The sequence below is a fragment of the Candidatus Melainabacteria bacterium genome (assembly GCA_016193285.1).
Taxonomy (GTDB): domain Bacteria; phylum Cyanobacteriota; class Vampirovibrionia; order 2-02-FULL-35-15; family 2-02-FULL-35-15; genus JACPSL01.
Window position 1 is genome coordinate 1 of record JACPSL010000033.1, and the last position, 24822, is coordinate 24822.

A 24822-nucleotide genomic window follows, 5' to 3' on the forward strand; every position below is an offset into this window, starting at 1 on the left:
AAGTTTGTTTTTTCTTTGATTTCTCTAAATATTTTGTATATGTTTCCAGTATTTTATCTTGCATTTTTATCTCCCCCTGAAAAAGGGAGACTGTATTACCTTTGTTTTTGTGGCCTATTACCCGGAAAAATTAACACACCCCATGGCAGGAGGTTACAATAATCACATATGAATGTAACAATGCTACAAGCCTTTTACTATGACACCATAGATTCAACAATAGATGAGGCTAAGCGTTTAATACAAGCTGGAAAGATTAATGATATTGCTTTTATAGTTGCAAATGAACAAACCAAAGGAAGAGGAACTAGAGGTAGAAAATGGGAATCTCCTTACAGCGCAGGGATTTACTTATCAATTATTCATTTACCAAAAGATAAAAATTTTTTAAAACGAACAACTTTATATACACAAGCAGCAGGAATAGCTTGTGTAGAAGCTATTAAAGATGTTTGCAGCATCCAAACTCAAATTAAACCAATAAATGATATTTATTTTAATGGTAAGAAATTAGGTGGAATACTTGTAGAAAGCAAATTACATGAGAAAGGAATTTCTTCATTAATAACTGGTATAGGAATTAATACTCATAAGATTCAAAGAGAGTTGGACAGGAAAGTTGTCGAACCAATATCTTTAGAAGAAATAATGAAAGATAACTTTAAAAACTTTTCAAAAGAAGAACTTATAAAAAAAATTGTGAATGAGGTTTGCTTTTGGTATTCAAAGCTTACAACTTACATCTAAATATAGTTCAATTTTAGTTCTAATTAAGTCATCTATTGAAATAAAGAAAATCTTAGGTGGTTCAATTCCAAAATCTGTCATTCTTACATTTAAATATCCAACTAATGAAACAGAATGATTGTCTGATTTGTGTTTAAGTTCAACTAAAACTTTTTCTGTAGTTCCATGGAAGGTCACATAACCAGGTAACTGAACAAATTCAGAATTACTAAGTATAATTGGCTGAGTTAGGTCACTAGAGAACAAAAAATAAGGATATCTATCATAATCAATAGCTTTTCTAAACAAAGCATTCCTTGAAGTAAAGTTTGTTTTTAAATCAACACCACGGAGCAATGTGTAGTTATTTAGACTGCTAAGATCTTTATCTAAATAAATTTGTCCTTCAGCTTTTAAGGCTTTTATTTTAAAAGGAATTCCAAATTTGCTTAAAGAATATATTATTTTACTTCTGTCTTTATCTAGTTGAAAAGTTTCTGCATATGCATTAGTGGTAAAAATTAAGATGAGAAGAATTAAAACTATGGTTTTTAAAAACATAATATAATTCTATTTGAAAGATTATAATTTGAAGTGAAAAAAAACAATACAACTCTAACATTTGTTTTATTAATTATCATTATAGTTGGATTTGTTTTCTTATTCTTTAAAGATAAGATTCTAGAGCTAAGAATAGAAAAGAAGCTAATTAGCTTCTTGACTTATAGTGACGTAGTAAAACTTGCCAGTGGAAAACAATTTGAAGGTAACCTTTATAATAAGTTAAACAAACAATTAAATACACCGCATGTAGTTAATCGCCATGTAAAATTTCCTTTCCAGTCTCCTTATTTAAGAATTGCAAGTTGGAATATTGAAAGAGGAAATAATTTAAATGCAATAAAAAATGTTTTGTTAAATCCAACAAACAATGAAGCAAGAGCACTTGCAAAGAGTGACATTGTTTCATTAAATGAAGTTGACATTGGAATTCCAAGAACTAATTATAAAAATGTAATAGCTGAACTAGCTGATTCATTGGATTACAATTATGCTTTTGTTACTGAGTTTATTGAACTTGGACCTATAATAAGTATGGTAACTGTAGATTCAAGTCGTTATCTAGGTTTGCACGGGAATGCAATACTTTCCAGGTACCCTATAAAATCAGCTAGAATAATAAGACTTCCAGAATGTTACAAGTGGTATGAAGCTGAAATTACTAGAAAATCTCCACTTGAACATGTTAGAAGATTTAGTGCAAAAACAGTCTTTGAAGAAAATATACTACTTAGTGAAGTTAGACGTGGCGGTAGATGTGCATTAGTTTCTGACATTGAACTTCCTAATAGAGAGATTGTTACTGTAGTTTCAACACATTTGGAAGACAGATGTTATCCTGATTGTAGATTAAAACAAATTGAGTATCTGTTTGGGAATTTAAGATCTTTAACAAGACCAATAGTTATTGCTGGGGATTTTAATACTTCAACAACAGATGCAGCACCAACTTCTGTTAAAAAAGAAATAATTAAAAGGGTTAGAGATCCACATTTTATTGCACGTCAAATTGCATTTGCTGCAATTCCTGGAGCGCCACTTCTAGGAAGCTTTATTTCAGCTGGAGTAAGCAAGTTATTTCAATATAAAGATCCAGCAGTCCCGAGTATTCCAATACTTTTTCCAAACCAGGAAAGAAAACTTTTTAATTTTATAAAAGGATTTCGTTTTGCAGATGGTGAAAGAATTGATGTAAGTGGAAATAGAAGTTCAAATAATAAGAGAGGCTTTTTAGCAAGTTCTAATGAAAGACAATTAAAAGGTTTTGAAAGTACCTTTAAATATGAAGAGCCAAGAGTAATTGGATATTATAAACTTGACTGGTTTTTTGTAAAACCAAAAGGAAACAGGTTCAAGCCTTTTAATGGCCAAACATTAAAACTTGCAAACTTATTTTACAATGGCAGGATTTCTGATCATGATCCAATAACTGTTGATTTAAAACTTTAAATTATCCTTTTACAACTCCTATTGGATGAAGCTTGGCTACAATTTTTGCAAGTCCTGCACCTTCTACAACACCCACAACATCTTTCACATCTTTATAAGCATCAGAAATTTCTTCTGTAAGTCCGGTTTTTGTAGTTGATTTTACAATTATTCCTTTTGACTTTAAGTTTTCTTTAATTTCTTCTGCACTTGATATTTTTTTTGCTTGTGTTCTGCTAAGCATTCGTCCAGCTCCATGACAAACACTGCCGAAGCTCTCATCCATAGCTCCTTCCTGACCTGTAAGTAGGTATGAATATCTTCCCATGTCTCCAGGTATTAAAACAGGTTGGCCGGTTTTTTGGAATTTTTCATCAAGTTCTTCATTCCCTGGTGCAAATGCTCTTGTTGCTCCTTTTCTATGAACTAATACTTTTTGTTCAATTCCATTTATTTTATGCATTTCTTCCTTAGCTATGTTATGTGCTACATCATAAAGTTGTTCAATTTTAATATCCCCAAATAATTTTTTAAGCACTTTTCTTACAGCATGTGCGATACATTGTCTGTTTGCCCAAGCAAAATTTGCTGCTGCATTCATTGCAGCAAGATAATTTTTCCCTTCAGGCGACTCTATAAAAGTACAAGCAAGTTCTCTGTCTAGAATTTCAATTCCATATTTTTTCATAGCTTCTTGCATAATATGTACATAATCAGTACAAACCTGATGTCCAAGCCCACGGGAGCCACAGTGGATTAAAATTACAATTTGATCTTTTGAAATTCCAAGAAGACTTGCAATTTCTTCATTGTGAATTTTTTCAACGTATTGTACTTCTAAAAAGTGGTTTCCAGATCCAAGCGTTCCAAGCTGATCAAATCCTCTCTTCTTTGCTTTGTTACTAACTCTTGATGGATCTGCTCCATTTAAGCAACCATATGCTTCAGTATTTTTTAAATCTTCTTTAGTTGCAAAACCTTTTTTTAATGTCCACTTTGCACCACTTAAAAGAATTTCATCCATGTCATTAGTTGTAATTTTTATGTTTCCCTTAGAACCTGTTCCTGCCGGGATAGCATTAAATAATTCATTTACCAGTAGAGACAACCGTCCAGTTGTCTCTACAACATCATTTAATGTCAATGGTGTTGTTAATAACCTTACCCCACAATTTATATCAAAGCCAACTCCACCAGGAGAAACAACTCCTTTTTTTAAATCCATAGCAGCAACTCCACCAATAGGGAAACCATATCCCTGATGGCAATCAGGCATAACAAGTGCTTTTCCAACTATTCCAGGTAATGTTGCAACATTAATTGCTTGTTTTAATGAGAGGTCTTTTGTTATTTGATCAAGCATTTGAGTAGAGCTGTAAACCAAAACATCAACTTTCATTCTTGGATCAAATGATTTTGGAATTAGATATCGGTTTGATCCTATCTCTTGTAATATATCTTTAAACATCAAAATAAACTCTTGCCTCCCAGTCTTTATTTTCTAATTGTTTAACTTCTAACTGATGATACGTAACAGCCTTCAAATATAATTTTATCTCGTGTTTATCTTTATTAAATATTTCACCTTCAATGTTTGCATGTAGAAACGCTCCATGAAACGTTTCTACAACAATATTTTTTGCAAGAAACCCTTCTGTATCAAATAAATAAATAACTTCATCCAGCCAATTTATAAAAAGTTCTTCTATACTTTTTTCTTTAACAATAATTTCTTTTTTTAATTTTGTTGAAATTGAGTCAAGATCAGTTATTAAAGATGTGGTTCCTAATGCTGCATTTATAAAAAGTTCTTCAATTGTTTTTCCATAAACCTTTATCCCAATATCAGCAGGATGATCTAAAATTTCATAGCCAAGCATAATATAATAGTATCCTAGTGATAAAGTACTTAAATACAGACTTAATTTTTAAAGATAGAGCAAATGCGGGCAGACAACTTGCAGAGAAGTTAATCTTCTATAAACTCTCAAACCCGATTGTTATTGGATTGCCGCGAGGTGGTGTAGTAGTAGCAAAACCAATTGCAGATTTACTTAATGGGGAATTAGATATTATAGTTTCTAAGAAAATTGGTGCTCTAAATAATCCTGAACTAGCTGTTGGAGCAGTAACATCTCATGGAGATTATGTCATTTCTCCTCATGCAGAAATGTTTCATGAAAGCCCTTTACAAGAAATACCCTCTTTGGTTGAAGATTGTAAGGAGAGAGAAAGAATTTACCGTAGGGACAGGTTTCAAACCTGCTCCTGTGAAGGACAGAATGTTATTTTGGTTGATGATGGTACAGCAACGGGGATGACTGCTCTTGCTGCAATTAAATCAATAAAAAAACAAAATCCTGCCTCTTTAACTTTAGCTGTTCCTGTAATTAGCCTTGATGCTTATGACGAGTTAAAAAGTCAGGTTAATAAGATTGAAACATTAAAAATACCCAGAGAATTTATAGCCGTAGGATTACATTATGAAAATTTTAATCCTGTTACAGATGATGAAATTAAAAACATGTTAGTGTAAAATGTTTTTACTATGATAGTTTTAATTGCATTGACACCATTAGGCCGGAGTTTATTTACAGAACCTACTCAAAAGCTTAATCAGAAAGAAATCAGAGGGTTTCATAAAGAGCAGCAAAAGCCAGTTGTTGTAAGTATTAAAGTGAAAGCTCCAGCTCAAGATCGTGATAATGAATTGCAGACTGCAGAAGAATTTTTACAGCATCATGAAAATTACTCAGTGGCATGGAAACAATTAGCTTTAGTACACATTAAAAGAGGTTTTTTTGAAGAAGCTCTTGAACTAGCTGAGCATGCTGTTAATTTAGAAAAAATGAAACCAGTGGATGAAAGAGATGTTTCTTGCTATTTAGCATTGGCATTAGCTTATGACTCCTTAAAAATGACTGATGAATCTAACAGGGTTTTGCAAGAAATTTTAGAAAACCTACCCACCAGAGGAAGAAATAACGGGTGGACTATTGGTGACTTAATTACTGAAATGAAGTGTTTAGTATAAAACAGATTGTAACATTTCTCTTAATTTATATTTTTGTATTTTTCCATTTGCAGTCATTGGAAATTCATTTACAAATTTTACATAGTAAGGAATTTTATAGTTTGCGATTTTTCCTTTACACCAGTCTTTTACTTCTTGTTCTGTCCATATTTCTTGTGGTTTTAGTTTGACGGCTGCTGCAACTTGTTCTCCAAACTTTTCATCTGGTACTCCAACTATTTGAACCATTTCTACTTTTGGATTAGTCATTAAAAACTCTTCTATTTCAGCTGGATAAATATTTTCACCGCCACGAATTATTAAATCCTTTATTCTGCCAACAATTTTATAAACCCCGTTTTCATCTACTGTTGCAAGATCCCCGGTATGCATCCAGCCTTCCTGATCTATTACTTCTTTTGTTTTATCTGGCATATTGTAATAGCCTTTCATTGCATTGTATCCATAAACACAAAGTTCACTATTAACAATTTTTACTTTTACATTTTGATGAGCTCTTCCTACTGTTCCAACTTTAACCTCAAGTGGATCATTAAATCTTGTTTGTGTAATTAATGGTGATGCTTCTGTAAAACCATAGCCAATAGTAATTTCACTTAAGTTCATTTTTTCAATTAATTGTTTCATTAATTCCATTGGGCATGGTGCACCTGCAATAACCCCTGTTCTAAGTGAAGAGAGATCATATTGATTAAAATTTTCTAGGGCTAATTCAGATATAAACATTGTTGGCACGCCATAAAGTGCGGTGCATTTTTCTTTTTGAACTGCTTCAAGTGCTTTCTTAGGATCAAATACTTCTGATGGAAAAACCATTTTTATTCCAAAGTTTACAGCTACTAATGTTCCAAGCACACATCCAAAACAATGATAAAGTGGTACAGGTATACAAATAGAATCTTTTTCTAAAAGATTCATGTTAACACCACAAAAGTAAGCATTGTTTAGTATTCCATAGTGAGTTAACTGAGCTCCTTTTGGAAAGCCAGTAGTTCCTGAAGTATATTGAATATTTACTATGTCACTTGGGCTTAAGTTGCTTTCACATTCAATTAAATCTTCACAAGAAATGCTTTTTGAAAGTTGTGTTAAATCTTCCCATCTTATGTATTCTGGATGATTTTTTGCACGTATGGTAATTACCTTTCGTAGAGATGTTGGATGTGACGCTTCTACATTTTTTAAAACTTCAATCATGCTTTGACCTTTAAAATATTCAGTTATGAACAAAGTTGTAATATCTCCTTGTTTTAAAATATATTCAAGCTCATGACTTTTTAATGCAGGGTTAATGTTTACAAGAACTGCTCCAGCTTTTGCGCATGCAAATTGTAAAACTACCCACTCAGGGCAATTTACTGCAAATATACCAATGTGTTCTCCTTTTTTTATATGAAGTGATAAAAGTCCTTTAGCAATTTCATCTGTTACACTTTTAAATTCTTTATAAGTTAGTCTGTAGTTAAGATCAGTAAAAACAATTGCATCTTTATCAGGGTGTTTCAAGGCAGTACTATCCAGTAACTGACCAAGTGTTTTATTAATTAATTCAGACATGTTAGTATTATCTCATTGATTAAAAAAAAACCAAACTATTTAAACTTTCGCCTTGTTGGTATCCTTCGTACAAAACCAGCTACACCTGCAATTAATGCAATAACTGCCATACAAACTGCATTTGATGCAGGACTAGAAGCAGTTGAAATTACATCTAACTCAGATTTCTGGCAAGAAATATTAGACGTGTGTGTAAAAAAGAACTTAAACATTGGTGCAGGTTCAATAAAAAATAAAGAAAAAGCTTGTGAAGCAATTAATCATGGTGCAAAGTTTCTTGTAAGCCCTGGGTTTTTTGAAGATACAATTGAAATAGCAAATCAATACAACATCCCGATTCTTCCTGGTGTTTTTACTGAATCTGATTTAAAAAAAACAATTGATTTTAGAGTTGCTGACATAAAATTTTTTCCAGCAAATGTAAAAACTCATGAAGAACTATTTAAAGCCATTAAAGAACCGTTTAGGGATGAATTTGAAGAACTAAATAAAAAAATTTGGGAGATTTTAGCTTTCAGCAATCAGCTTTCAGCAATCAGTACTGTAGTTAAAAGTCCAACACAGTTTTATAAATTTTATTTAAAAGCAAAAAGTAAAAAGCCAGGTGGTGAGGTTGTGATAAAACTTCCTGATGGTAGGCTAGGTTTTGAAAGGCTGAAAGAATTTGCAGATGAGTTATTTAGTTATCAAATAAGAACCTATGCAGTCGGTGGAGTGAATGATAAAAACATGAAAGAGGTTTTAACAAGATATGGTACTTATGGAGTTTGTCTAGGAAGTGGAATATTTAATGCTGATGCAATTTTTAATGGAGACTTTAAGAGAGTAAGAGCTGATGTTAAGAGGCATGTAGAGGTTATGAGGTTACAAGGTTTCGAGGTCGTGAAGTTGTGAGGTCATTTTGGAAACTCTTCAATTTGGCTTGGGTAGAGCATTTGAAAGTCTTTTGTGTTTTTAGTAACTAAAACAAGATGATAGATTTTTGCTGTGACACCAATTATCACATCATTAGTTTGTATAGTTTTCCCAAATCTTGCAAACTTATAAATTAATTTTCCTGCCTCTTTTGCTGTATATCTACTTAAAGGAATAACCTGTAATCTATTTATTAGTTCCTCAGTTTCCTTGAATTCTTTCTCTCTGCACCCAGCATAAATTTCAGTAACCGTTATAGCTGAAATATAAAGTTTCCCAAGCTTACGCAATTCATCTAGTTTTTCAATAAAAACTATTTTTTTTCGCAGGAATCCAATTAAAAAGTTTGTATCGAGTAAATAATTCAATTTACCACTCTTCTATTTTTTTCCACTTTAATGGTCTATAGTTTGCAATATCTTCTTCTGTCATAAGATCGGGATGATTTTCATCTGTCCAAATAGGCTTATTTCTTTTTTTATACTTCTCTATAAATTCTGCCAAGTCATTACTTTTGATATCTTTAATTATTAACTCATCTATGTATTTGCTTCTTTGGCCAGCCGGTATTTTTTTCAATGCCTTAAGAGCTTTATTTGATAATGTAAAGTTTATTCTTTCATTGTTTGCCATACCTACTTACCTCATTTATACTTACTATTATACACACCTTTAGACAAAATCAAAATTAAGTTACTGCCTATCTAGAGTAACATTTTAGAGCAATCTATTTACACAGTAAGATTTTATCCAATTTATTTGGTAAAATCTGAAGCACGTTAGGTACAGCATACCGACAGCACTTTGCAAAGCCTGACGAGCGAAGAATGAGCAAGGAAGGCGGTAGGTAAAACCAAAATTAATGTCAGAAACCCTAACAAAGCAAATTACTAAATCAAATCAAATTGCAAATTATGTTTTATCAGTAAAAAAAGAATCTCTGGAAAAAGAAGTTATTCATGAAGTAAAAAGAAGGGTATTAGATAGCTTGGCTTGTGCAGTTGGTGCTTATGATTCAAAGGTTTATAGGATTCTTTTAAAAACATGTTCAAAAGTAAAAGGGAAATATAATGCACTTTTATTTGGAAAGAAAAAAAAAGTTTTTTATGAAGAAGCAGCTTTTGCCAATGGATCACTTGTTCGTTATCTAGATTTTAATGATACTTATTTATCACTTGAGCCAGCACATCCATCTGATAATATTGCACCATTAATCGCAACTGCTCAAGCTTATGGAAAAACTGGACTTGATTTAATTTTAGCTATTGCAGTTGCATATGAAATTCAGTGCAGGTTATGTGATGGAGCTTCGCTTCGAGCTAAAGGGATAGATCATGTAACATATGGGGCATTTTCTTGTGCTTGTGGGACTGCTATTTTAATGGACTTAAATCAAGAACAATTAGAAAATGCACTTGGCATTGCTGGTGTATGTAATATTGCTACTCGCCAGACACGTGTAGGTGAAATGTCTATGTGGAAAGCATGTGCATTTGCAAATGCTGCACGTGGAGGGCTTTTTGCAGCTAGACTTGCTAAGGAAGGAATGACGGGACCATCACCAATTTTTGAAGGACTAAAAGGCTTCGAAGCTTTAATTTCAGGTCCAATAAATCTAACACTTCCAAATATTGGCATGCCACCAAGGAAAATTTTAGAGACATATATAAAACCTTATCCTGTTGAATACCATGCTCAAAGCGCAGTTGAAGCAGGGATTGAGTTACACAAAGAAGGATTAAAATTAGAGCAAATTCAAGGCATGACGATTTTTACTCACAAAGCAGCTTATGAAATTATTGGTTCTGAAGCAGAAAAATGGAAGCCAACCTCTAAGGAAACTGCAGACCATAGCTTGCCATATTGTACTGCTATTGCACTTAGGGATGGCAATGTTACAGCTAAGAGCTTTCACGGGAAAAATTTTCGTGATTCTGGTCTTTTAAAGTTTATGAAAAAAATTAAAGTGGTTGAAGATTTAAAATACTCAGATGATTACCCAAAAAGTTTTGGAAACAGACTTGAAATAAATTCATATATTGGGAGAAAATTTGTAAAAGAAGTACTTCATCCTTTTGGACATCCAAAGAATCCAATGAGAGATGAAGATATATTTAATAAGTGGAGAAATCTTGCAGCACCTCATTTGCAAAAAGAAGAGATTGAAAACCAAATAGAAAAGGTAATGGAATTAGATAAGCAAAATAGTTTAATAGATATACTATGAAACCATTTCACCAACTTTTAAAAGAAAATAAGATCTTGGTTTTGCCAGGTGTTTTTAATGCAGCATCTGCACTGGTTGCAAAAAATGTTGGGTTTCAAGCCTTGTATTTGTCTGGTTCAGGAATTGCAACAGGATGTTTTGGCCTGCCGGATTTAGGAATTACAACATTAAATGATGTGTGTGAAGAGACAAGAAGGATTGTAAATGTAGAGGCGTTGCGCGCAACGCCTCTACTGGTAGATGCAGACACAGGGTTTAATGATGTAGAACAAACGGTTAGAAAATTAGAATCTGTAGGTGCAGCAGGTATACATTTAGAAGATCAGGTTTTTCCAAAACGTTGTGGTCATAGGCCTGGTAAAGAAGTTATACCAGCTAGTGAGATGGTTTTAAAAATAAAAAGTGCTTGTCAGGCAAGGACTAATCCTGATTTTTTTATAATTGCAAGGGTGGATTCTAGAAATGTAATTGGTCTGGATGACGCCCTTGAACGTGCAAAGAAATATCAAGAAGCAGGTGCAGATGCAATATTTGCTGAAGCACTAGAAAGTAAGGATGAATACAAGAAGTTTGTAGACAGCTTAAAGATTCCTGTATTAGCTAATATGACTGAGTTTGGGAGAACTCCTTATATATCTGTATTTGAGTTTGAAGCTCTTGGAATAAGAATGATTATTTTCCCTCTGACAGCATTTAGAAGAATGATGAGAGCAATTGAGGAAGTATATCAAATTATAAAGAAGGAAGGCACTCAAAAGTCAATTTTAAATAGCTTGCAGTCTCGCGAAGAGTTATATAGGTTGTTGAACTATTACGAAAAAGAGAAAGACCCAGGGTGCAATAAAGATTGATAAAAAATGATAAATGCTTTATTATAGGTTCAAATGCCAACAGTACTGACAGAACAATTTACTAAAGGACTGGAAGATGTAGTTGCTGGAAGTACATCAATTTGTACAATAAACCCAGAAAATGAAAATTTACTTTACAGGGGTTACAGCGCTATTGAGCTTTCTCTTAAAGCAAGTTATGAAGAAGTTGCACATTTACTAATTGATGGAAGACTTCCAAAGAGAAGAGAACTAAAAAGAATTACTAAATATTTTATTAAAGACAGAAAAATTCCTAAGCCTCTAATTAAAGTATTAAAACAAATTCCCCAAAACTCAAATTACATGGATGTTTTAAGGACATCTGTTTCTTTCATTGGTGCTCTAGAGCCTGATAGAAAATATTCAATTGAAGAAACCAAACAAATTGCATACTCATTAATTGCAAAATTGCCAACTGTACTAATGACCTGGTACTATTTAACAAAAAATCAACCTCTGCCAAAAATCTCAAAGGAAATTTCATTTGCTGGAAGATTTTTACAGCTTGTAACTGGTAAAATTCCTGACCAACTTGAAGAAAAAGTTATGAACTCAAGTTTTATACTTTATGCTGAACATGAGTATAATGCATCTACTTTTTGTGCAAGAGTAACTGCATCCACCCTCTCAGATATTTATTCAGCAATTACCTCAGGTATTTGTGCTTTAAAAGGACCACTTCATGGAGGTGCCAATGAAGCAGCAATGGAATTAATATTAAGAATTTCAAACCCACAAGATGCTGAAAAGTATATAGTAGATATGTTAAATAAAAAAGAAAAAATTATGGGCTTTGGGCACAGAGTTTATAAAAAATCAGATGGCAGAGCACATGTTATGAAAAGATATGTTCGGGAACTTGTAGCTAGAACAGGAAACACAAAATATTTTGACGTTGCTCAAACTATTGAAAGAGTAATGAGAGAAAAGAAAGGTCTTTTCCCAAATGTTGATTTTTATTCTTCGCTTGCATACTATTCACTTGGCATACCAATCCCTCTTTACACACCGATTTTTGTTTTAAGCCGGCTTGCTGGTTGGTCAGCACATGTGATTGAACAATTATCAGACAATAGATTAATTAGGCCAAGGGCAATTTACAATGGTCCTCCACAAAGAGAAGTTATACCGCTGGAACACAGATAATTATATAAACCAGCTTACATAAAAATAAATTGCCCAGATGACAAAAATATAACTATCGATTCTATCTAAAATTCCACCATGAGAAAGTAAAACCTTTCCTGAATCTTTTAAGCCTGCATCCCTTTTTAAAAGTGATTCAAACAAATCACCAAACTGACTGAACACACCTGAGAATAAACCAATCATAACTCCATGAAGAAGATTATAATTAAATTCGCTTCTTGTAAAATAAACTAATATAAGTGCAATGATCATACTTGCTGAAAAACCACTAATTGCACCCTCAAAAGTCTTTTTAGCACTAATTTCTGGTTTTAATACAGTCTTGCCAAAAAGTTTTCCTCCATAGTATGCACCAATATCACAAGCAGCAGTACAAAGTATTGGAATAATTACATATATAAATCCTAAGTCTCTTAAAAGGATTACAAAACTTGGTAACAAACCAGTGTAAACAAAACCTAAAACAGAAGCTCCAACATCAGATATCGTTGCAATAGGTTCTTTTTTATTCCCTCGGAAAATTAATCTAAAAAAACAACCAATTACACCAAAGATAAATATAAAAGTAAATAATTTAATGGGTAAATTTTTCGGTAGTCCAAATATTGGCAGTGAGGCAATTATAAAAAATAAGATACTAACAAATCTAATCCATTTGTTCGATGGATTAATACCTTTTGTCCGAACTATATTTATAAACTCTGTATTAACTTGCCAAAAAACAAATAACAAGACTAAACTTAAGACCCAACTTCCAAAATACAAACAAAAAAGTGCTATTGAAAAAATAAAGATACTTACAATTATTCTTGAAACTTGTTCATTTGATAAAATTTTATTTTTGCTTGTCATATCGCTTTATTTTACTAGGTGTTATTATTAAAAGTATGAATTCATCAAAGAAAAGCATTGAAGTAATTATAGTTGGTGCTGGTCCAAGCGGGCTTGTAGCAGCCAAAGTTTTGGCTGATGCAGGTATAACAACAATTGTATTTGAAAAAGAGATAAATTCAAGCTCAAGAAATTTTTACAGTAGTGTAATATACTCAAAACCTTTAGAGGATATTTTTGGAAAGTTTTGGGAAAGTCAAGATGGAATAGCTCCTATAGAAAGATTTGTAAGTGATTACAGAGCTTACTTAATGGTAGATGAGTCCTTAGCATCAATTAATTTAAGAAGTAATCACAAACTAAATTCAGGTACATTGCTAGCTTTTAATATTTTACGAGGACCATTTACTGGCTGGATGGCAAATAAAGCTAAAAAAGAAGGAGCATTTATAAAATACAAAACTCTGATTAAAGAATTAATAGTAGAAAATGGGAAAGTGCTTGGAGTTAGAACAGATGACAATGAAGAGATTTATGCAAATGTAGTTATAGTTGCTGAAGGTATAAATTCTGTTTTAACTAAAACATTTGGTCTTCGTAAGGGAGAATTAACACCCAGGCAAACTCTTGTATTTGTTGAAGAAAATATCTACCTGTCAAAAGAATTAATTCAGGAAATGTTTAGCTTAGATGAAGATAAAGGCATAGCTATAAGATTGTTTACAGATTACTCATTTGGAAATGAAGGAAATAAAATTCATGGACTAGGTTATTTACATACAAACAAAGATTCAATCTCATTAGGCATTGGTGTATTACTTTCTGATTTAATTACAAATAAAATTAATATAAATGAATACATGGAAAGACTAAAACAACACTCTGCAATAAAACCTTATATTTCAAAAGGAATTGTGAATAATTACTCATCTTATATTTTGCCTTGCTTTAAACATATAAACAGTAAAATACCAATGCCAACTTTTTATGTCGATGGTTGTTTACTTATTGGTGGTGCTGGTTTATTTGTAAATCCTTTTAATCTTAATTTCTCAACCTTAGCAGTACTTTCTGGAAAGTATGCAGCTCAAACAGTTATAAGAGCAAAGTCATTTAATGATTATTCAAAAAAACCACTTTCTCATTACAAGGAATTGTTGGAACAAAATACACTGTACTTAAATTTTAGAAATCAAAATATTGCATGGAAGAATTATTCTTCTTTGTATGAACGAGATTGTTTTTCCATTAAGCATTTAGATACTTTGGATTATTTGGGTCATTCAGTTTTTGATGGTGTTGCTTAACAAGAAATGAGAAGTAAGATTACAACAATTGAAGAAAAGTTGTATATAACAAGGTTACAACCAGATATAGAATCTCATATTAAGGTTAACCATGACATTTGTTTAATTTGCAAAAATAAAGAATGTACACAATTTTGCCCGGCAAATGTTTTTGCTTGGTCAAGAATTGATGATAGGTTAATTATTAGCTATGAAAACTGTATAGAATGTGGTGCATGTAAGATTGGGTGTCCATATGAATCCATAAAGTATAATCATCCTAAAGCAGGATATGGGTTGGTTTAAAGTGTCTTTAAAAATCTTAAAAAGTATTTTTGTTATTTATCGTGAGGTTTTTTCAGAGTATGGACTTAGCGGGATTGGAAGATTAACTTCATTTTTAAAGTTTGCTCTACAAATTAGCTTTTATATCTGGCTGGATCATAAAGATTTTAGAAACGATGGTTTTTTATTTTATATTTGTACAAAAATTGATCCCTTACTTTTAGTTTCTAAAGAAGAAAGAGATTCAAAGAGAGCAAAGTGGCTTTTAGGACAAATACTTATACATGGAACTACTTTCATAAAGCTAGGGCAGATTTTAGCAACAAGAGCTGATTTCATTCCACTAGTCTATATGAAAGAACTTGCAAAGTTACAAGATGAGGTACCACCATTTGATAATGATTTGGCATTTGACATTATTAGAGCCGAATTAAAAAGGCCACTTACAAGTATTTTTTCTGAAATTGATTCTTACCCTCTTGCAAGTGCGAGTTTAGGACAGGTTTACAGAGGGACTCTTTTAGATACAAACAAAGAAGTAATTATCAAGGTTCAAAGACCAAACTTAAAAAATGAAATTGAAAAGGATGTTTTTGTATTAAAAGCTTGTGCTAAAGAAATTATGAAATATTTGTCTATTGCGAGGGGAAATGATTACGTAGGTTTGTTAGATGAGTTTTTAAGAGTTATCAATGAAGAGATTGATTATATACAAGAGGGGAAAAATTGTGATCACTTCAGGAAAAACTTTAAAGGATTCCATCAGATTTATGTACCAAGAGTTTACTGGCAATACACAACTAGAAGAGTTATTACCTTAGAGCATGTTCATGGTTGGAAAGTAAATGAAAAAGAAGAGATGGTGTCAGGTGGAATAAATTTAAAAGAAATTACAAGAGAAGGTTGTAATGTTTATTTAAAACAACTTTTAACAGATGGGTTTTTTCATGCAGATCCACATCCAGGGAATTTAAGAGTTATGAAAGACGGGAGACTAGCATTTTTTGATTTTGGTATGGTGGGACATGTTTCACGTGACACACAAATCAAACTTACAAATACAATTTTAAATTTAATAAACAGGAACTACAAAGAAGTAGTAAATAATTTTGTCTCATTAGGTTTATTAGAAAAAGATTCATGTGATCTAAATGAATTAGCAAGAGTATTACAGCCAGTCTACGATATACGTTTTGGTCATACGGGTGATATTAGTACAACATTTAAACAAATAATAGAAGATCTTGCACATATTATTTATAAATATCCTTTTAGAATTCCTGTTGAACTTGCTTTAATTATTCGTGCCTTGCTTACCTTAGAAGGTTTAGGGCATACTTTAGATCCTGGATTTAATGTTATAAAAGCATTGATTCCATTTGTTCAAAAATATATTTTTGGAAAGGAAGGAGCTTGGCTTAGGGAACATTTAGTAGGTCAAGTTACAGAAAACAATTTAATTTTTAATGGTGCAAAGGAATTACGGGCCTATAGCTCAGTTGGTAGAGCACTTGCATGGCATGCAAGGGGTCAGGAGTTCAAGTCTCCTTAGGTCCAAAATTCAAATAAACTTTAAACTACTTTAATATCATTTCTAATAAATTCAGCAGGAAATAAATTACATAAAGCTACTTGAGCAAGTTGTTTCAAATAATAGGTTGGCGAACTACCTGTTAATTTATATCCACTATCGGTTACAAAAATTTTCAATGAAGGTAATCTTGTCTGTCCACCGATTTTCTTATAAACTGCATCATAAATGCCCAGTGAAGCTTCTTGTTCTCTAGGAATTACTATTCCTGTTAGCTTAGGTTGTACCTGTTGTGTTTTCATTTCTTAAATCCCTTTTTAAAAATAGCATCTTTGCAGGATCTTCAATTATATAGATCCAGAATAAAATCTAAATTATTCTTTATAAAAAATTAATCTCGTATTTATGAAATTATCTGCGTTTTCTGGTTTGAAAATCGTCGTAAATCTTTTTAACTATATCACCAGCTACATCTTTTCCGCCTAGTCCAAATGCAAGTACACCAGTTGCAACAATGCCAGTAAAAAGAATTTCAACAAGAGGTCTTGAGATTTGAAGCTGGTTTAGGGCAGCTAAGATTGCAAAAGTAAATATTGCAACTTTTGCAATGCCAGATAAATAACCAAGTTCATCTTTAAATGAAGTAGTAATAAGGTTTGCAACAAAGTTAGCTAAGAGTGAAGCTACAAGCAATATAATTACTGCTACAAAAACATTTGGCAGATAAAGTAAAACTTCATTAAAAAAGTCAGTTACTTGGGTAAGATTTGCAATATCAGCAGCAGCAATAAAAACAATAATTAAAACAAACCATTTTACTAGCTCACTAAAAAGCCTGGATGTATTTAATTTTATTCCAAGATTTTCAGAGACAGGATATAAAAGTGTTTTTTCAAGTGCTATATCTAATTTAAGTTTTTTAATCCCTGTACCAACCAGTCCACTTAAAAGCATTGCTACTAAAGAACCTAAAATTAAAATAATCAATGCTCCAAGAAGATTTGGCAGCACAAAAGAAATCTTTTGCAAAAGAGTTGTAAGAGCTGTTTGTAAAGCTGAAGTCCAGTCTAGTATCATGTGTTTTGTTCCTTCCATCATGGTTTTAATCCCTCGATAAGAAGAAGAGCTGCAACATGATATGTTCCTTAAAAGGTTATTTGGATAAATATATTAAAGATAATATTTAAAATTAAGGAGTGGGGAGTCTGATTTCTAATTTTATTCTGCCTTCAGAGTCAGGATTTATGCTTCCATCTCTACCAGTTCGAGTTCTGGTCACACGTCCTCTTGTAAGAATTTCAATGTCCTTATCAGTGTCAGCATGTGAAAAAATATTAACTCCTCTTATAGTCATAGAGTTACCACCTAGTTTAAGTGCTCTCATACCTGAAGGCTCGCCATTACGGGTCCTTTCAGGGGATACTATTTCAAGAACAATGCCAGCTTCTTCTAAGTATCCTATCATTTTTTGTTGCATAAATGGATGAAAATCCCTGCCATGTTCTGTATAAGTTAGAATTCCACTTGCAATATTTAGCTCTATTTCTTTTGAATCTAGTTTTAACTGGGCAAGCTTCTTTCCTAAGTTAGCTAATTCACCTTTTTTAGTTGCAATTTCTTTTTTTATTGCTCCTTCATCTTTAAGATCATTTATTTCTTTTTCAGCATCAGCTAGTTTTTTCTTAGCTTCTTTAAGCAATTTTTCTGCTGTATTTTCTGCCTCCGATGCATCATTCTTACTTTTCTCATTTTTCTTATGTACTTTATCTGTAGCTGTCAAATCATTTTCTTTTTTTGTTAAGTCTACCCTTGCACTTACAAGATTAGCTTTAGCATCATTTAATTCTTGCTTTGAATTATTTAAATCAGCTAATTTCTTTTGAAGTTCTGGATCGGGTGCTGCAATGCCTCTAGCTGGATTACCATTAATTACATCTCTATATTCAATCTCTCTACTAGCTCTAGCTGTATTAAAAGCTGCTTGTTTTATAATTACTTCTTGTTCAGCTCTTCGTAACTTTTCTATTGCATTTATTTTTTGAGTTGCAAGAGTAGCTAATTCTCCTTTTAAGACATTATTAGTTGGATCATCCTTCAGTTCTTTTGCTTTGTCTCTAAATTTTCCTTCTATATCTGCTCGCTCTGACTTAGCATTATCTCTTTCAGTAGTTTTAGTTTCTAACTGGCCTTTGGCTGCTTGATACTTATTTACTGCTTGCTGGAGAGAATTTTGAACTAGAGCTGGAAGGGTACCACTATCTAACTTATCTTTTATAGCCTTATCTAAGGCTTCTGTGTATGCTTCTACTTCAGCTTCTTTTTGAATTACAGTTAACTCTGCATCTTTAACTTTATCTTTTGCTTTGTTATGATCATTTGTTTTATTTGCTAACTCTTGTTCAGAAGTCTTTGTTTTTTTATCTAGTGCCTCAAATTTTTCTTTTTCCTCATCAAAAGTTTTCTGCCAAGCATCTACTTCTTGTTGTAATTTTGGTATTTCTTTTTCTTTCATGGGTACTAAAAAAGATCTTGTAGCAAGTCTTAGCCCAAGATTTGAAATCTCATCTTTTACTTTCTTAATTTTGTCTTCAGTTTCAAAAAATCCTTCCGGATTAATTTTTAGTGTAAAATAATTTAAGCGTGAAGAAGAAAGATCTACATATGCTCTTTCAACAACGTCAGCATCCCCTCTGTATCCATAACTACTCCTTACTTGTATAATTGGTCGCCCATCTGATGTATGGCCTACTACAGTTCCTCCAGTAGGTGGTTTTACTTGTCTGCCTGTAATAAGAGTGCCAGACCTTAAAGGTGGAGCTGTGGCTGGAGCTCCATGATGAGAAGGTTCTGGTTGGGCTGCTACAAATTGATCTCCACTTAATGTAGGTTGACTTGAATGATCTTTATATACCCTTGGTTGTGGCAGAGATTCTAAACGAGAAGGTGCATTAATAGGAGTATGAATGTGAAAAGTTGTTGTATATGACATTTTAAATTTCCTTTCCCTAGTGAATATAAAGTTTAAAGATAAGTAGATTTGATATGTATTAGCTTAAATTTTTTTAATGTAAACCTTTGTTTAAGAATCTATCTAATAGGATCAAAATAATTTATTTGTACAACAGGCTTTGGATAAATTCTCAAATCATCTTCAATTCCTGATCTAGAGTAAATCTGAGTAAACCCTCTATTCATTCTTAAACCTTGATAAAAGCTACACTGTACACCATATCTTTCAAGCAGTGCTTCATTTAAATTTATAAAAGGATTCTTTTTACATTGCCCAGCACCATCCAGGTTTAGCTGTAAAGTAATAGGCTTTGGTTTTTTTCCTTGTGTTTCTTCATCCCAAAACGGAAAATCAATTACTAAAAATTCATTTGTCTTTCCTGCTAAGTCAATTGTTTCATGATTAATAAATCTCCCTCTGCCATTGAATCCTAACTTACGTAAACCAGCCATATCAAGAATTGAATTTGGATTCCTCCCTTGGTAATATGCTCTGTATAAAGTATCATCATCTGAATCAACCGAACTCCACCTATTATTTCTTATCCAGCCATAGCCTTTAGGATTATAAAAAAGTTCTGCACCAACTTTTTCACCTCCTTCATAAAAAGCAATGGCAGTGAACACTACAGAGTCGCCATTAATATTTTGTGCACTAAAAATTGAACCAGGAGAACTTGAGTGAAAAGCTTCTACACTACTTTCTTTAAAAAATAATCTATCTTCTTCTTTGCCAATTTGAACATATCCAGAAAGACAATTAATTCTAGGTGGTGGCAAAGCATGCCCAGAAGTTTGTGAAGTAAATCGTCTAACTGGAAGTTGTGGATTATAACTCCTTGTTGGGGATATTTGCTCTGGCATTCTTTTCTCCTTTAACCCCAGGCAATGTTTCTAGGTCTTCGTGGGTTTGACATTCTTGGCATATCTATATCTTGTCCTTGTTCCATTTCAACTCTGGGTGTATAAGACTGTCTATATGCTATAGGTGGTCTACTAGCAAACCACTCATCTGAACCAATAACATTTTGCATAGGAATAGGTTGAATGTATAAACTACTTACAAAATTAGATTGATTAACCATTCTTTCATAGTGGTTTCTTGCCATGTTTTGAGCAATAGAGCTTTGAAAATCTGCAATATTCATCAGTCTTCCAAATTGATCATCTAATTGTTGTGAATAAAATCTGTGGTTATATGCAGCACCTCTACTCGTAAAAGTTCCACGACTTCTTCTATCAGCAAAGGAAGGTGGAAACGGTGGTATATTTCTATAATAATTTATTTCCCATGGGTTTGACATTTTTAAATTCTCCTTACTTAAAAAACCTACAAGCATACAAGTAATTCTAGAAAAAGAAATTTACATAGTGACAAGATAAAATTTATTTAATCTTAAGGATTTGATAACTTTAACGTGATCTTAAATCTTATGTGAGATGCTGTTTACTTATTATGTGCCAAACGAGAAATTTGGTAGGTTTGTTTTTGTAGTAAGTTAATCTGACTTTAGTTAAAAAGAAATAATCCTCTAATCTTGATTCTGTGGTTTGTATTGTATTTCCGGTAGTGTGTAAAGCTGATCAGTTTGTAAACGAGATGGTTTACTCTGCTGTTGTGTAATATGCTCCTTTATTAGTTTTGGAGATTGACTTTGAGTAGGAATTGTTATCGTTGCTTTAGGTATTGTATCTTCTTTTGCTTCAGGTGTCCACTCATGCCACATATGGTCTTTTATATAGTAAGCTTGTTTTATTAGCCTCGCTCCAGAAATATGACCATTTCCTTCCGGTTCAAAAGTAATGCCACCATCTCTTCTTGCAGTGTAAGTTCCTGTGTAACCTTTTCTTGTAAAAGTATCACCAGGTTTTATTTTTCCATCTTTAAGCCTTTGAGCAATTTCATCGTTAGCTGCTTCTAGGTCAAGTTCAGTTGCAGCCTGAGTTAGAGTCTTTGAAACATTCTCATCTGTTGTACCTTTTGGCAATGATAAGCTTGGATCATAAGCTAGAATTCCTACCGGTACAAATCTTCCCCTACTAAAGTATCCTTGTGGTGCTAATCTTGGACCACCAAATTCTTTTGAGAAAACGGTACCCGAATTATATGAAAGTCTGTAATTATCTTTGTCTCCTGAAACAAAAAATACTCTTCCTGGTACACCATGGGGATTACTTGCATTAAGTTTAATGCCACGACCTGTTACTCCTTGAGAGATAAGCTGGTTAACTACTGCTAGTTGTGCCTGTTGTTTTAAAGTCTCCTGCAAGTATGAGATTTGCTCTGTATATTCCATACTATGTGGATCAAACCACCTGCTTTGTTGCGGTCCCATTGGCCATTGTATAGAAAGCATAAACATTAGTGCTGCCCACCAAATGCAGGTAATTGACGACCAGGAATATTCCCTGCTCTAGGTGTTTCTCCTTCCCTTGCAAAATTAATCCTTAGCTTTTTTACATCAGGAGCTGTTTTATGTTCTATATATCTGTACTGATAGTCATTACCATGTGCTATTTTCCTCCCTTCAGACTCTTGTGGATCATAAAGGAGTAACGCTGCACCGAAGTCATCGTCATCAAAATTACCTAAAATTATCTTTCCACTAGCCAGCTTTATATAATCCTCGCCTGCTGTACCATTCTTTAGTAAATATTTAGCGAAGCTTATTCCAAAGCGGTCAATGTTATTCTTGAAATTTGTTAATTGTTCATTGTTACTATCCGTATGCCAGTCTGTTGAAGTTCTAATTGCAAGTAACTGATGCATCATCATCTTTGCACTAAATCCAAGCTCCACTCCTTTATTAATAGCCTTTTCATAGAACTTATTCATAAACTCTTTTTTAAGATTTCCATCTTGGATATTTTTATCAGCCCAGTGTTGTACTGCATAGATTTCAAATGCACTGAGAAATTTTTGATTGTCATTTGTCCAGAGGTTATGAACAAGCTTATCAAGTGCTCCTTCATTTATTTTTCCATTATCAATCAACTTCTCACTAGAAGGCAAATGCCTGTTTATAAGATCCATAGTAGCTGAATTATTGAAATCAAAGGTTCTTCCTCTGTGTGCTTTTCTCCAAGCCGTCTGGGCATTTAAAATTGTTTTATGTTCAGGTTTTAAATTATTTTCAACAAATTTTATTGGCTCTTTTACAATTGTTGATTTTTTAATTTCATCATCAATAACTTCTGCGGCTCTTCGTAAACCTTCATTAGAAGTAGTTTTCAAAAGTTCAAAAAGCTTATCCCTAAACTCTTTAATATCTTTCTTATCCTCTCCTATTTCACTGATAAATAAATCTATTGCTCCTTTGCTTTCAGTCAAATTTAATTTACCATCACCATTCGTATCTAATGTTTTAAGGAGTTCTTTCTCAGCTTTTGTTCTATCTATATTATTTCCGTTTTCAATTACAGAGGCTTTGAGCTTGTTTAGTCTTTCTAAATTTTCAGCACTAATCGTTGGTAATGCTCTTGATATTGCTCCATCTGTCATATATTAAATTCCCCCCTAATTTATTTCCCACATATTAAATTCCTAACTCGGCAATGTTATCTTTTTATTAAAAGTGGTTAAACTTTTCTTACCCTTACTAAATATTTATTAAACAGATTTAATGTGATATCCACCATTTGTACTAGTAATAGGTTGATTTTCAGGATTTAAAGGAATATTCCTTTATATACAGCATGATTTCTTTTAGGTCTTTTATATTATTTGGCTTCCTAATAAATAAATCTGCTCCATTTTGATAACAATACTTCATGTCAGAGATGGAATCAGAACTTGTAAAAATTACAACAGGAACGTGAGATGTAATTGTTTTAGATTTTATTTTATTTAAAACTTCAAGACCACTCATTTTAGGGAGATTAATGTCAATAAGAATAATATCTGGCAACTTGCTTTGAGATTCTACGATATTATTTAATAAGTCTAATGCAGCTTTGCCATTATTTGCAACTAATAAATTTGAATTAATCTTTGAATCTTCCAGTGCAAGTTTAATTAGTACTATGTCATCGTTATTGTCTTCTACAAGTAATATCTTTCTCATGTTGCTCTATTTAAGGTAAAGTAAAACCTGCTTCCTTTATTTTCTTGTGATTCTAACCAGATTTCACAATTATATTTTTCTAAAATCTTTTTAACTATAGCAAGACCTGCTCCTGTCCCTTCATATTCTTCCTGAGTATGTAATCTTTGAAACAACCCAAATATTTTTTTATGATATTCACTCTCTATTCCAATACCATTATCTTCAGTGCAAATACAAACTTTCTCTGGGTCAAAATTTAAGTCTTCTGCAAGAGATATTTTTACATGTGGCTCTTTTGATTTGTTAAATTTAATTCCGTTTGTAATTAGATTTTTAAATATTGAAGAAACTTTTTCCTTGTTTCCAATTACTGGTGGCAACCTGTCTACAACTAACACGTTAGCATTTTGATTTTTTATAAATGCAGTTAATTCAAACTGTACTTCAGTAAGGAGCAGATTTAAATCTACTTTTTCATTTTCTTTGTTGCTTCTTGATGCCTGGGAAAGATTTGTTAGATCTTCTATTAGCCTTCTCATCTTTTGTGTTGCACAAACTATTCGCAAGAAATAATTTTCTTTTTCTTCATTAAGATTTTCTTTTAATTTATCCTGGAGAATGCTTACAAAACTTTCAATTGTTCTTAATGGTTCTCTTAAATCATGGGATGCAATATATACAAATGAATCAAGCTCTTTGTTTACTTGCCTTAAGATCTCGTTAGCATTAGTAAGTTCTCTTTCAGTTCTTCTTGAGAGTTCTAAAAGATGATTTCTTTCCATAGTATTTCTAATCATATTTGCTGTAGTTTTCATAAACGACATTTCTTCATTATCAAAGTTATGTGGTTTTACATAATACTTGGCAATTGCTCCAACAGATTTATCATTAACAATAATTGGAACTGCTGCTGCTGAAATAATTTTATTTGGTTTTATGATTTCAGTAAAAAATTTTGAAAAGCTCATATTTACCTTTTCTAGATTTTTTATAACTACAATTCGTTTTTCAAGCATTGATCTTATAGAAGGCCAGTTGTCATCTACACCATTTAATCCTATGGTGAGAATTTTTTCTTTATTCCTTACTTCCTGATATTTATCAGGCAACCCATACGCAGCTTCAACATAGAGCTTGTTCTTTGTGTTTTTCAACAAGAAAAATAATCCATAGTCTGCTTCTGTTAGTTCACAAAATGCCTTTAATACTCCTTTTGCAACAGCTGAAAGATCGAGTGTAAAGAAATTTGAACAAGCTTCAGATATGTCTTCAATAGCTTGTAATCGCTTTAAAGTCTTTTCAAGGTTTGTTTCTTTTGTAATTAAAGAAGACACAATAAATTGTAATTTTACTTACAAAAAAGAA

At 32.4% G+C, this 24822-nt stretch carries 26 protein-coding genes, 1 tRNA gene and 1 pseudogene; 12 read left to right on the forward strand and 16 right to left on the reverse strand.

The genetic code is table 11. From position 1 onward, the window contains the following. The first annotated feature begins 168 nt into the window (after positions 1–168). A complete protein-coding gene (locus HYY52_06975; protein ID MBI2996429.1) occupies positions 169–747 on the forward strand; it encodes a biotin--[acetyl-CoA-carboxylase] ligase in 579 nt (192 codons plus the stop codon). Here the strand turns inward: HYY52_06975 and HYY52_06980 are convergent. Further along, complete coding sequence (locus tag HYY52_06980) at positions 724–1287, reverse strand: YceI family protein (protein ID MBI2996430.1); 564 nt, start codon at positions 1285–1287, stop codon at positions 724–726. The genes HYY52_06975 and HYY52_06980 overlap by 24 nt on opposite strands. A gap of 33 nt (positions 1288–1320) precedes the next feature. On the opposite strand from HYY52_06980, the gene HYY52_06985 reads away from it, so the two are divergent. Further along, positions 1321–2736 (forward strand): endonuclease/exonuclease/phosphatase family protein, encoded by a 1416-nt coding sequence (locus HYY52_06985; protein ID MBI2996431.1) that lies wholly within the window; start codon positions 1321–1323, stop codon positions 2734–2736. Between the two features lies 1 nt (position 2737). Here HYY52_06985 and HYY52_06990 read toward each other — a convergent pair whose 3' ends face one another. After that, positions 2738–4183: an RtcB family protein gene (locus HYY52_06990; protein ID MBI2996432.1), complete on the reverse strand. Its 1446-nt coding sequence runs from the start codon at positions 4181–4183 to the stop codon at positions 2738–2740. Continuing rightward, positions 4176–4595, reverse strand: a complete 420-nt coding sequence (locus HYY52_06995) for an archease (GenBank protein ID MBI2996433.1) — start codon at positions 4593–4595, stop codon at positions 4176–4178. The genes HYY52_06990 and HYY52_06995 overlap by 8 nt, the downstream gene beginning before the upstream one ends. A 17-nt stretch (positions 4596–4612) precedes the next feature. On the opposite strand from HYY52_06995, the gene HYY52_07000 reads away from it, so the two are divergent. Both HYY52_07000 and HYY52_07005 read left to right on the forward strand, forming a co-directional pair. Further along, positions 4613–5251 (forward strand): phosphoribosyl transferase, encoded by a 639-nt coding sequence (locus tag HYY52_07000; protein MBI2996434.1) that lies wholly within the window; start codon positions 4613–4615, stop codon positions 5249–5251. Positions 5252–5263: 12 nt separating this feature from the next. Then, on the forward strand, positions 5264–5749 hold the full coding sequence (locus HYY52_07005) for a tetratricopeptide repeat protein (protein ID MBI2996435.1): 486 nt from the start codon (positions 5264–5266) through the stop codon (positions 5747–5749). Here the strand turns inward: HYY52_07005 and HYY52_07010 are convergent. Continuing rightward, positions 5741–7306 carry an AMP-binding protein gene (locus HYY52_07010; protein ID MBI2996436.1) on the reverse strand — a complete coding sequence of 522 codons (1566 nt, stop codon included), beginning with the start codon at positions 7304–7306 and terminating at the stop codon, positions 5741–5743. The genes HYY52_07005 and HYY52_07010 overlap by 9 nt on opposite strands. A 15-nt stretch (positions 7307–7321) precedes the next feature. Here HYY52_07010 and HYY52_07015 point away from each other — a divergent pair, with 15 nt between their 5' ends. Next, the gene (locus HYY52_07015; GenBank protein MBI2996437.1) at positions 7322–8200 is read left to right on the forward strand and encodes a hypothetical protein; all 879 of its coding nucleotides are present in this window, start codon (positions 7322–7324) and stop codon (positions 8198–8200) included. A gap of 2 nt (positions 8201–8202) precedes the next feature. Here the strand turns inward: HYY52_07015 and HYY52_07020 are convergent, their stop codons facing one another. Beyond that, positions 8203–8589, reverse strand: a complete 387-nt coding sequence (locus HYY52_07020) for a type II toxin-antitoxin system VapC family toxin (GenBank protein MBI2996438.1) — start codon at positions 8587–8589, stop codon at positions 8203–8205. Position 8590: 1 nt separating this feature from the next. Further along, positions 8591–8854 carry a hypothetical protein gene (locus HYY52_07025; GenBank protein MBI2996439.1) on the reverse strand — a complete coding sequence of 88 codons (264 nt, stop codon included), beginning with the start codon at positions 8852–8854 and terminating at the stop codon, positions 8591–8593. 229 nt (positions 8855–9083) lie between these two features. Between HYY52_07025 and HYY52_07030 the strand changes: the two genes are divergently transcribed. Genes HYY52_07030 through HYY52_07040 form a run of 3 tightly spaced genes read left to right on the forward strand, consistent with a single transcriptional unit; the run spans position 9084 to position 12466 of the window. After that, a complete protein-coding gene (locus HYY52_07030) occupies positions 9084–10448 on the forward strand; it encodes an MmgE/PrpD family protein (protein MBI2996440.1) in 1365 nt (454 codons plus the stop codon). Next, the gene (gene prpB / locus HYY52_07035; GenBank protein MBI2996441.1) at positions 10445–11299 is read left to right on the forward strand and encodes a methylisocitrate lyase; all 855 of its coding nucleotides are present in this window, start codon (positions 10445–10447) and stop codon (positions 11297–11299) included. The genes HYY52_07030 and prpB overlap by 4 nt, the downstream gene beginning before the upstream one ends. A 33-nt stretch (positions 11300–11332) precedes the next feature. Then, entirely contained in the window at positions 11333–12466 is a 1134-nt protein-coding gene (locus tag HYY52_07040) for a 2-methylcitrate synthase (protein ID MBI2996442.1), read from the forward strand. Here the strand turns inward: HYY52_07040 and HYY52_07045 are convergent, their stop codons facing one another. Next, the gene (locus HYY52_07045) at positions 12467–13321 is read right to left on the reverse strand and encodes a phosphatidate cytidylyltransferase (protein ID MBI2996443.1); all 855 of its coding nucleotides are present in this window, start codon (positions 13319–13321) and stop codon (positions 12467–12469) included. Between the two features lie 35 nt (positions 13322–13356). On the opposite strand from HYY52_07045, the gene HYY52_07050 reads away from it, so the two are divergent. The 4 genes and pseudogenes from HYY52_07050 (at position 13357) to HYY52_07065 (ending at position 16428) form a co-directional block, all read left to right on the forward strand. Further along, positions 13357–14607 (forward strand): FAD-dependent monooxygenase, encoded by a 1251-nt coding sequence (locus tag HYY52_07050; GenBank protein MBI2996444.1) that lies wholly within the window; start codon positions 13357–13359, stop codon positions 14605–14607. 6 nt (positions 14608–14613) lie between these two features. Continuing rightward, positions 14614–14892, forward strand: coding sequence for a 4Fe-4S dicluster domain-containing protein (locus HYY52_07055; protein MBI2996445.1), 279 nt, complete (start codon positions 14614–14616; stop codon positions 14890–14892). Next, a pseudogene (locus HYY52_07060) lies at positions 14879–15658 on the forward strand (AarF/ABC1/UbiB kinase family protein). Before HYY52_07055 ends, HYY52_07060 begins: the two are co-directional and overlap by 14 nt. A gap of 697 nt (positions 15659–16355) precedes the next feature. Beyond that, positions 16356–16428 (forward strand) — tRNA-Ala (locus HYY52_07065). A gap of 15 nt (positions 16429–16443) precedes the next feature. Here HYY52_07065 and HYY52_07070 read toward each other — a convergent pair. The 9 genes from HYY52_07070 to HYY52_07110 all read right to left on the reverse strand — a co-directional run bounded on the left by HYY52_07070 (position 16444) and on the right by HYY52_07110 (position 24791). After that, entirely contained in the window at positions 16444–16704 is a 261-nt protein-coding gene (locus tag HYY52_07070; GenBank protein MBI2996446.1) for a hypothetical protein, read from the reverse strand. A gap of 109 nt (positions 16705–16813) precedes the next feature. After that, positions 16814–17500 carry a hypothetical protein gene (locus tag HYY52_07075; GenBank protein MBI2996447.1) on the reverse strand — a complete coding sequence of 229 codons (687 nt, stop codon included), beginning with the start codon at positions 17498–17500 and terminating at the stop codon, positions 16814–16816. Positions 17501–17591: 91 nt separating this feature from the next. Continuing rightward, positions 17592–19391: a hypothetical protein gene (locus tag HYY52_07080; GenBank protein ID MBI2996448.1), complete on the reverse strand. Its 1800-nt coding sequence runs from the start codon at positions 19389–19391 to the stop codon at positions 17592–17594. 98 nt (positions 19392–19489) lie between these two features. Then, complete coding sequence (locus HYY52_07085; protein MBI2996449.1) at positions 19490–20275, reverse strand: hypothetical protein; 786 nt, start codon at positions 20273–20275, stop codon at positions 19490–19492. A gap of 11 nt (positions 20276–20286) precedes the next feature. After that, entirely contained in the window at positions 20287–20715 is a 429-nt protein-coding gene (locus HYY52_07090; GenBank protein MBI2996450.1) for a hypothetical protein, read from the reverse strand. A 228-nt stretch (positions 20716–20943) separates the two neighbouring features. After that, positions 20944–21747 carry a hypothetical protein gene (locus HYY52_07095; GenBank protein ID MBI2996451.1) on the reverse strand — a complete coding sequence of 268 codons (804 nt, stop codon included), beginning with the start codon at positions 21745–21747 and terminating at the stop codon, positions 20944–20946. A 26-nt stretch (positions 21748–21773) separates the two neighbouring features. Further along, a complete protein-coding gene (locus HYY52_07100; protein MBI2996452.1) occupies positions 21774–22913 on the reverse strand; it encodes a hypothetical protein in 1140 nt (379 codons plus the stop codon). Positions 22914–23073: 160 nt separating this feature from the next. Then, positions 23074–23475, reverse strand: a complete 402-nt coding sequence (locus tag HYY52_07105; GenBank protein ID MBI2996453.1) for a response regulator — start codon at positions 23473–23475, stop codon at positions 23074–23076. Next, on the reverse strand, positions 23472–24791 hold the full coding sequence (locus HYY52_07110; protein MBI2996454.1) for a GAF domain-containing protein: 1320 nt from the start codon (positions 24789–24791) through the stop codon (positions 23472–23474). Before HYY52_07110 ends, HYY52_07105 begins: the two co-directional genes overlap by 4 nt. Positions 24792–24822: the final 31 nt, after the last annotated feature.